Annotated in this window: 5 protein-coding genes; 3 read left to right on the top strand and 2 right to left on the bottom strand. The window is 58.7% G+C overall.

Features of this window, described 5'->3' with window-relative positions:
- Positions 1–594 precede the first annotated feature (594 nt).
- Positions 595–1,248, bottom strand: coding sequence for a potassium channel family protein (locus HKK80_RS02335; RefSeq protein ID WP_411798000.1), 654 nt, complete (start codon positions 1,246–1,248; stop codon positions 595–597).
- A 3-nt stretch (positions 1,249–1,251) separates the two neighbouring features.
- The gene (locus tag HKK80_RS02330) at positions 1,252–2,706 is read right to left on the bottom strand and encodes an APC family permease (RefSeq protein ID WP_411797999.1); all 1,455 of its coding nucleotides are present in this window, start codon (positions 2,704–2,706) and stop codon (positions 1,252–1,254) included.
- Between the two features lie 606 nt (positions 2,707–3,312).
- Between HKK80_RS02330 and HKK80_RS02325 the strand changes: the two genes are divergently transcribed.
- From HKK80_RS02325 to HKK80_RS02315, 3 genes are all read left to right on the top strand, one after another.
- A complete protein-coding gene (locus HKK80_RS02325) occupies positions 3,313–4,341 on the top strand; it encodes an ATP-binding protein (RefSeq protein ID WP_411797998.1) in 1,029 nt (342 codons plus the stop codon).
- Between the two features lie 271 nt (positions 4,342–4,612).
- Positions 4,613–6,145 carry a hypothetical protein gene (locus tag HKK80_RS02320; RefSeq protein WP_411797997.1) on the top strand — a complete coding sequence of 511 codons (1,533 nt, stop codon included), beginning with the start codon at positions 4,613–4,615 and terminating at the stop codon, positions 6,143–6,145.
- Between the two features lie 58 nt (positions 6,146–6,203).
- Positions 6,204–8,357, top strand: coding sequence for a PAS domain S-box protein (locus HKK80_RS02315; RefSeq protein WP_411797996.1), 2,154 nt, complete (start codon positions 6,204–6,206; stop codon positions 8,355–8,357).
- Positions 8,358–8,376: the final 19 nt, after the last annotated feature.

Genomic DNA, 8,376 nt, shown 5'->3' with positions numbered 1-8,376 from the left:
GTCACCTGATTCACCCGCTTTCACTCAATACTACGTGTCAGCCATTGGGCCGTTATGACAGATTGGACAACTAGCGATTATCAGCAATCAAGCGAATGGGCTCAACAGCATCGGGAATCGTTGACCACGCGACATACCCACGAGGATGTCCTCACAGATCGAGAGTTCGAATTACTGTTAGAGGCATGTGGTTCACTCCCGGAGCCAAAGGATCTCCAAACACGGTTCGTGTGTCTGGCAGCTGGTCGGCTTGGACTTCGCGCTGGTGAGATTTCTCACTTCCACGCAGAGTGGCTTGACTGGGATCGGATGCTCCTCCGCATTCCGCAACACGAACCCTGTGAGTGTGGATACTGTCGGCGGCAAGCAACACAAGAGACGACACATAATGAGGATCTCACACACGAGGAAGCGATGGAAGCACGGTGGCATCCCAAGACAGTCGCCTCCGCGCGATCTATCTTCTGCATCGGTCACCCGGCTATCTACCAATCATCGTATAGATTGATTCGCCAACTGCTGAATGCAAAGCGCACAATCAGCATTCAAAAAAGGTGTCCTGATAAGATCCGCCTTTTCGAACGGAGACAGTGACTACCCTCGCATCAAATTCATCACTTCGTCGGCGACATCCGGTTCGACAGCAACGACGTAGCGGCTGCCGGGTGTCAGCGTCGTGTCGGGACGGGCAATCCGGTGACCGTCATCGTCAGAGATGATCAATGTCCCCGCAGGAAAGCGTACATCGGTCAGTTGCTTTCCGGCGGCCGGGGCCTCCTCTGCGACGCGAACGAGCATGATGTCGAGGGTGCCCGTCACGTCCGCCAGCATCTGGACATCACCACCAACGATTTGATTCGCCGCCACTTGGGCACCGGCCCGCTCGGGGAAGAGAATCGCGTCCACAAATCGGGTGTAGGCCTCGCCAGCCGCGCGGTCGATGCGCGCTACGGTTCGGATACCGGGATTGAGCTCTGAGGCCGCCAGACAGACCGCAAGGTTCAGCCCTGTTTCACCTGTGAGTGCCGCGACCACGTCAGCTTGCTCGATGCCAGCCTGTTCGATGATGTCGGGATTCGTCGCATCACCCTGGATGACCGTCGCTATCCACTCGTCGGCAATTTCCGAGACAACCCGTTCGTCACGTTCGATAATCGTCACATCGTGGCCGCGGTTCGCAAGTATCTCCGCTGTTTGAAAGCCGACGCGCCCACCGCCTGCGATGATGGTGTCGAGATCGCTGGTCATGAGTTAATCTTCAGCCTCCGTCGTTATTCCGGTATCGGTAGTCGTCGGATTGCTTTCCGATGACACTCGTAGCCGCTCAAGTGCTACATAAACGAGCCCCCCGAGCAGGATCCACGCCACGCTGAGTGCCAGCGCCAGCGGGTCAGTCCGGATCAAGTACTCCACAAGCACCCCGGCCAGAAGCAGGTTGAGAGCGATACCGAGCACCACCGGAACCGGGTAGTAGGGGATCTCGTAGGGGCGGTTCATGTTCGGTCGCTCCCGACGCAGCCTGATCACGGCGACGTTAACAATAATAAACGACAGCAAAAAGAATAGGCTCGCCATGTTTCCGGCACTCTGTGTCGGGAGTGCCACTGACCCGAGCATCACGACTGCGCTGGCGAGGATCGCAACGAACGGTGTCCCGTATCGGTGGTGAATCTGGCCGAACGAGGGCAGCAACTGTCCCTCTCGACCCATCGCAAACGCCACCCGTGAGGAGGCGATCACGACCGCATTAAGAGCGGTCAGCGTAGAGAACACCGCCCCGAAGACGATGAGTGCCCCGCCGTTCTGGATGATTGGTAGACCAGTCGGCATGAACGATGTCGCCGCCGAAGCGATGCCTGCCTCGCCGGCGTCGGCGAGCCCCTCTGCTCCGAGGGTGCCCACAGCAACGGTTACAACCGCCAAATAGACTATCACGGTCGCGATCAGACTCACGAAGATCGCTTTTGGGATGTTCTCACGGGGGTTCTTGACTTCCTCAGTGACGGTCGTGATAAGGTCATAGCCTTCGAATGCGATGAACGTAAGCCCCATCGCCGGCAGGATCGCGGTAGCTCCGGCCCCCTCGGGGAACAGCGGCTGGAACTCAGCCCCGGAGAACATCGGTGAGGCGAAACCAAAGGCGACGAACACGACCAAGATGCTCACCTTGATAATGGTGAAGATCGTCTCAGCACTTCCACTGGCAGCCGTCGAGACAGCGTTGAGTGCCACCAGACCGAGAACGGCAACGAACGCTAACAGGAACGCGAGTGGTACTCCCACGTCAACAACCGGTAGTACGACAGCACCCACCTCGTCCGGCGGCGGAACGATTCCATAGACGTGCAACAGTTCGAGAAAGTTCGGCGCGAAGCCGAGTGCGTACAGCCCCCCAGCGATCATATAGGCAAACCAGAGCATCCAGCCCATAATGAACGAGGGAAGATCCGCAAATATCTCCCGGACAAAGGCATATCCGCCGCCACTTTTTGGGATCGAGGCGGCCAGCTCTGCATATGAGAGTCCGGTGAATGCGGTGACGATACCATTCAGCGCGAAGACGAGGATCGCCGCCGGACCGGCGATTTCGGCGGCCAGCCCAGTCAGCACGAAAATGCCAGCACCGATCATCGCCCCCATACCAATCATCGTCGCGTCGAGTAACCCGAGTTCGGCTTCTGGGGATCGTGTTTGGCTCCCGCTCACTACTCACAATCACCGGTTCGCTCGTTGTATATCATACGGTTCAACAATCGGTTACCCCCGTTAATAACCCGGGGAAAATTCTTATATATTGAGAAGTATGTCAGGATTTAGTAAACCTATATAAGATTCTGCGGCACTCGTGGGTGCGTCCGGTCGCTTGAGACGAAAAACGGTCGAAAAGCAGACACTTCAAAACACCAAACGCTGACCCAAGCGAGTCGATCACAGAGTTTCTCACACCGGAGAAGAGCTGGGCAGAGATAGCGACTAGATCCTCTGTATTCATCACTCCATACGCACTCGTATCAGGTTTTAGGAACACGCAGCTAATCGCTCACACCATTGTAGCGATCAGCACCCGGGTCGCAGCACATCGCTGCCGTCGAAACCGTGCTCCCGTAGCCACGTGCACAGGCGGTGAAGAACGAGCGAGGTGCCGGAGGAACCCAGACGCAACCAGGCTGCACCGACTGTATCGAACGGGTTTAAAAACAGAATCATGACGATATCAACAGTTTCACACAGCTGCGGTGGTCGAGTCTAATCACTTAGCTATCATTAATTATTTACACAGACCGCCGATACTTAAATCACACAGCAACGCAGATGACCACATCATCATTTGAATTTGACGACGAGGCCGACCAGTTCTACAGTACCTTAGAGGTCGGTGTGACGGTTCATGATTCGACGAGCGGGGACATCTGTTATGCGAACGAGTATGCCGAAGACGTGTACGGCTATCCGGCCGAAAAGCTCAGAACAATCGATATCGTTGATGTCGGCACCGATTCACTATCAAAATCCAAGTTTATCAAACAGATACGGGCCGCAGCAGCGGGCCACCCCCAGCAGTTCGAATGGCGCGTGACACGGCCATCAGGCGAGATACTGTGGATCGAAATGCGCCTGTCGGAGCTTTCCGTAGAGGATCAGTCGTACGTTATCGCGGTCATCCAGAATATCGACGAGTACAAGATGAAGCTCCGTCATTTTCACCTCCTGAATCGGATTGTTCGCCACAATTTCCGCAATAAGCTCCAGATTGTGAGTGGCGGATTCTCCCAGATAGACAGACAGTATGATGGAACAAAGGTCTTCGACCAGATGCGACGGGCCATCACTGAACTGGTTCGACTAACCAACTGGGTGAATAAGATCACATCACTCACCGACGACGAAGAGAACACAGACCGGGTGAACGTCCAGACGATGTTGGAGACGGAGGTTGAGAAATACAAATCAAACTATCCTGACATCAACTGGGAGCTTGCGGGTGAAGACGTGTATATCGACGCAAATCCGCTGTTACAGAAGGCAGTCCACGAACTCATTGACAACGCGGTGAGACACAACCCCCACGAGGATTTGGATATCACGGTGTCTGCAAGCGAAAACGTCGCTGATCAACAGATAGATATTCGGATTATTGATACCGGCGACCCGATCCCGGATATCGAGGTCGCACCCCTGCTACACAACGAGGAGCCCGATCAGCTGAAACACGGCAGCAAAATCGGCTTATGGGAGGTACAAACGATCGTAAATCGGCATCAAGGAATCCTGAAACTCGCGGAAAATAGCACAGATCGAACGGTGATCGAAATCACAGTCCCGCTGGCCGATCCGAAATAACCAGGGCCCGGTGACGGCTCGTCACCCCGGGAGCGATGCTGTCTCCGGTTGCTGCGTGACAGCTTCCACACCGATGGCCGCCGCTGATCGGGGATCGCACCGATCACGCGACCACGGCCGATCATCACCACTGACACCGATCACGCAACCACCAGCGATGATTACCGCTGATCGTGATGCCAGTACCCCGACGACAACACACCTCGCCTCTCGGGGGCACCGCCGTCCGAGCTAGGTGCCTTCAAGAGGCTTGAAAACACACACCCGTGCGATGACAGAGTCCTCGCTGGCCGCCGCCGTCCGCGACGTGCTGGCCGTCGACCCCGAATCGTACCGGACGGACGCCGCGACCGACGCCGACTTCGTGCTGTCGGAGCTGAGCGACGGCACCTTCGACAACCACCAGTCGATCCTCGGCCTCGAATACGAGTTTTACGCCGTCTCGGAAAACCGCTGGAACCCCGGCGACGACGGATCCCACGGGTTGGCTCGCGTTCCGCGCCGCCTGCTGGAGCTGATCGGCTTCGAGAAGGAACTCGGCCTCCACAACGCCGAGATGACCGCCACCCCCCAGCCGTTCAACGCCGACGGCGTCCGCGCCATCGAATCGGAGGTTCGCAGCCAGCTCACGGCCGCCCTCGACTGTACGGCCCCCGAGGGGCTGCGACTCGTCAGCGACGGACTGTGGACGATCCCACCGACCGGCGAAACCGCCCGTGAGTATCTGACCGACAGCGTCGACGACGACGGGGTTCGGATCGCCACCAACATGACAGATGCCGTCCGGTACCACGCGATGGCCAACGGGAATCTTGCGGACACGTTCCGCGTCGAGGCCCCCCACGTCGATATCGCCGCCGAGACGCTGATGCCCGAGAGCCTGATCACCTCCATTCAGCCACACTACCAGATGCAGCAGGCGATGGATCTCCCGCGGTGTTTCACCTACGCGCTCCGACTTGCCGGCCCGCTGCTCGCCCTCGGCGTCAACGCGCCGTTCTTCCCGCCGGATCTCTACGAGGAGGGCGTCGATCCCGAGACAATCCTCGCGGAGGGCTGGCACGAAAACCGGATCGCCGTCTTCGAGTCGGTGCTCAACACCGCCACCGAGACCGACAAGGTGGCCTTCCCCGAGGATATCGACAGCCTGGAGACGGCGATCCGCCGCGTCGTCAACGACGAGGTGATCGTGCCGATGGATGTCGACCGCAGCGATCGCTTCCACGACAACTTCGCCACGCTCCGCCGCAAACACGGCACCTTCTGGCGGTGGGTGCGACCGGTCTTCGGCGGCCCCTCCCGGTCGGCGGCCAACGCCAGAATCGAGTTCCGCCCGCTGCCCGCCCAACCGACCGTCCGGGACTCGATGGCACTCACCGTCGCCTTCGCGGGCGCGATGGAAGGACTCACCCGCACCGAACACCCGGTCGGCGACCTTCCGTGGGACGCGGCCCGCGACAATTTCTACGCCGCCATGCGCAATGGGCTTGCGGCCGACATCGAGTGGATTCTTGCCGATGGCACCGAAACAACCGACAGCACCGCCGCGATCACCGACCTCCTGGATCACGCCGCCGAGGGGCTGCGCGCGGTCGGCCTCGACAACGAGGCGGTCGATGCCTATCTTCAGCCGCTGATGTGGCGCGTCGACAACGAACTGACCCCCGCCGGCTGGAAGCGCGAACAGGTTCGGGGGCGACTCGACGACGGCGAGGGATTCGAGACGGCGATTCATGAGATGCAGCGGGAGTATATCGACCACCAATCCGAGACGCTGATCGACGGCGACTTTCGGGATTGGTAACACGACGCCCCTGCGGGTGCGTACCAATTGTTTTATCGATGGAACACCAGACTGAGGTATGACAACCCCGGCCGATGCACCGATCACGATGCTCGCTGTGGGTGTGCAGCGAGCGGTCATCGCATCGGTCGAAGACAGCGAAGCAGCCGGTCGCGTCGAAACAGCCGCAGACGCCGACGCGGCACTGGCGACACTTGCCGACTACCGGCCTGACTGCGTTCTCGTTGGGGTGCCACGCCCGGCGGAAGCGGCGACAACGTTCATCGAACGCATTCGTACCCAGCATTCGACGCTCCCGGTGATTTGTGTTGTGTCAGCGCCAGGCGAATCAGTCGTACAAGCGGTGCTCGCTGCCGGGGCCACAGATTATGTCGCTGCCGGCGACGGCGGGCCGGCGACGGCGGTGCTGTTGAACCGGATTCAAAACGCGGTTGGAGCCGATCGGGCACAGCGGGTTGCAGCCCAACAGGAACAGACGCTCAACCACTTTTTCGAGGAGTCACCGCTCGGAGCCGTCCAGTGGGACGAGTCGTTTCGGTTTGAACGCCTCAACAAACGAGCCGAAGCGATGCTCGGCTACACCGAAGCGGAACTCACAGGCAAATCTTGGGAGCACATCGTCGCCGAGGAGGATCAAGAACACGTTAGCGCAGCCGTTGAAAACTTGCTCAGTGCCGACGGCGGCATCCACGTCGTGAACAAAAACGTCCACAAAGACGGCGAGGTGCGCATCTACAAGTGGCACAACCGGGCTGTGACTGACCCCGATGGAGCTGTCCGGTCGATCTTCTCAATGTTCCATGATGTCACCGACAGTGTGGAACGGAAAGCCGAACTCGAACAAAACGAGACGATCATCGAGGCACTGACCGACGGGATCTATGTGCTCGACGCCGACGGCCGATTTACTTTTGTCAACGACGAGTTCGTCGAGTTGGTCGGCTACGACCGGGAGACGATCATCGGGAGCACATCCGCACTGCTGAAAGACGCGGCCGCGATTGAGCGGGCTGAAGAACACCTCGGCCGACTGCTTTCCAGTGAGGGGCCGGAGACGGTGGTATTCGAGATACCGATACAGCGGGCGGATGGCGACACACTCCTCTGTGAGGATCAGATGGCGGTGTTGCCGTACGAGGGCGATTCGTTTGTCGGGTCGGTTGGGACGCTCCGCGATATCACCGAGCAGCGACAACGGGAGCACCGCTTCCAAGCACTGATCGAGGAGACAAACCATATCATCTCTGTCGTCGACACCGATGGCCGGTTTCAGTATCAAAGCCCCTCGATCGAACGAATCTTGGGCCACCCGCCGGCTGAGACGATCGGCGAGATCGCTTGGGAATACATCCACCCCGACGACAGCGACGAGGTGAAAACAGCGTTCAATTCGTGGGTGGCGACAGGACAACCAACGCTTGAGCCGATCGAGTATCGCGCGCGACACGCCGATGGCTCATGGCGGTGGATGGAGGCCAGCGGGCGAGCCCACACCGACACCCCCGGTGTCGAGGGGTATCTGATCAACAGCCAAGAGATCACCGCCCGCAAGGAACGCCAACAGCAGTTGGCACTGTTCGACCGCGTGCTCCGGCACAACCTTCGCAACGATATGAACGTCATCCGCGGCTCGGCGGATACGATTCACGAAAAGGGGGCAGAAGATGTCACATGGCTCGCCGGGAAGATCCGCGAGATGTGTGATAAGCTGCTCGCAACGACCGAAAAACAACGAGAGATCACACAGCTACTGCGTGAACCGCCGACGCAGTCGGAGATCGATCTACAGCCGATCCTAGAGGAGGTAGAGTCAAAATTTGAGTCGACCTATCCGGAGGCGACGATACAGATCGACGGTGTGGCGACACCACGACTGCAGGTGGGCGATAAGTTTGTGTACGCGCTCGAAGAGCTCATGACAAACGCGATCATTCACAACGACGGCGAGGAGCCACGCGTTGCGGTGACAGTCGAACAGGCGGCCGAACAGGTGCAGATAACAGTCGCCGATAATGGGCCGCGGATCCCCGAGATGGAGCGTGATGTGATACAGCATCCCGAGAGTCGGAGTCCGCTCTATCACGGCAGCGGACTCGGGCTTTGGCTCGTGAAGCTGATCGTGTCCCGATCAGGTGGCACCGTTCAGTTTGTTGAGACAGGTCAGGTTGGAAATACGATCGCGGTTACCATCCCACAGACAGGGCGTCGATGAGCCTGTTCGGGGACGTACC

It is taken from the genome of Halonotius sp. F2-221B, from assembly GCF_046719765.1.
GTDB lineage: Archaea > Halobacteriota > Halobacteria > Halobacteriales > Haloferacaceae > Halonotius.
Note: the sequence above shows the minus strand (reverse complement) of the source record. Positions and strands in the feature narration are given on the sequence as shown.